Annotated in this window: 1 rRNA gene; it reads right to left on the bottom strand. The window is 51.4% G+C overall.

What is annotated here, in order from left to right:
- Positions 1-86 precede the first annotated feature (86 nt).
- Positions 87-1,244 (bottom strand): 23S ribosomal RNA (locus FHS02_RS31130); the annotation flags it as partial.

Genomic DNA, 1,244 nt, shown 5'->3' with positions numbered 1-1,244 from the left:
GGAGCAGCAATCGATCTCAATCCGGAAGAAGTAAAGCGAGGGTAACTCTCATCAAAGAGTAAATGCACTGTAACCGTCAAGGTTATAGGGACAAGCCGTACGGGCAATTAGTATCAGTTAGCTTAATGCATTACTGCACTTCCACACCTGACCTATCAACGTCCTGGTCTCGAACGACCCTTCAAGGAGCTCAAGGCTCCGGGAAATCTCATCTCAAGGCAAGTTTCCCGCTTAGATGCTTTCAGCGGTTATCTCTTCCGAACTTAGCTACCCGGCAATGCCACTGGCGTGACAACCGGTACACCAGAGGTTCGTCCACTCCGGTCCTCTCGTACTAGGAGCAGCCCCCTTCAAATTTCCAACGCCCACGGCAGATAGGGACCAAACTGTCTCACGACGTTTTAAACCCAGCTCACGTACCACTTTAAATGGCGAACAGCCATACCCTTGGGACCGGCTACAGCCCCAGGATGTGATGAGCCGACATCGAGGTGCCAAACTCCCCCGTCGATATGAACTCTTGGGAGGAATCAGCCTGTTATCCCCAGAGTACCTTTTATCCGTTGAGCGATGGCCCTTCCATACAGAACCACCGGATCACTATGTCCTACTTTCGTACCTGCTCGACTTGTCGGTCTCGCAGTTAAGCACGCTTATGCCATTGCACTATTAGCACGATGTCCGACCGTACCTAGCGTACCTTCGAACTCCTCCGTTACACTTTAGGAGGAGACCGCCCCAGTCAAACTGCCTACCATGCACTGTCCCCGATCCGGATAACGGACCAAGGTTAGAACCTCAAACAAACCAGGGTGGTATTTCAAGGTTGGCTCCACGAGAACTGGCGTCCCCGCTTCAAAGCCTCCCACCTATCCTACACAGATTGGTTCAAAGTCCAATGCAAAGCTACAGTAAAGGTTCATGGGGTCTTTCCGTCTAGCCGCGGGTAGATTGCATCATCACAAACATTTCAACTTCGCTGAGTCTCGGGAGGAGACAGTGTGGCCATCGTTACGCCATTCGTGCAGGTCGGAACTTACCCGACAAGGAATTTCGCTACCTTAGGACCGTTATAGTTACGGCCGCCGTTTACTGGGACTTCAATCAAGAGCTTGCACCCCATCATTTAATCTTCCAGCACCGGGCAGGCGTCACACCCTATACGTCCACTTTCGTGTTTGCAGAGTGCTGTGTTTTTATTAAACAGTCGCAGCCACCATTTTATTGCAACCCTGTCACCCTTC

The sequence above is a fragment of the Pseudoduganella umbonata genome, assembly GCF_014192225.1.
GTDB classification, from domain to species: domain Bacteria; phylum Pseudomonadota; class Gammaproteobacteria; order Burkholderiales; family Burkholderiaceae_D; genus Rugamonas; species Rugamonas umbonata.
Note: the sequence above shows the minus strand (reverse complement) of the source record. Positions and strands in the feature narration are given on the sequence as shown.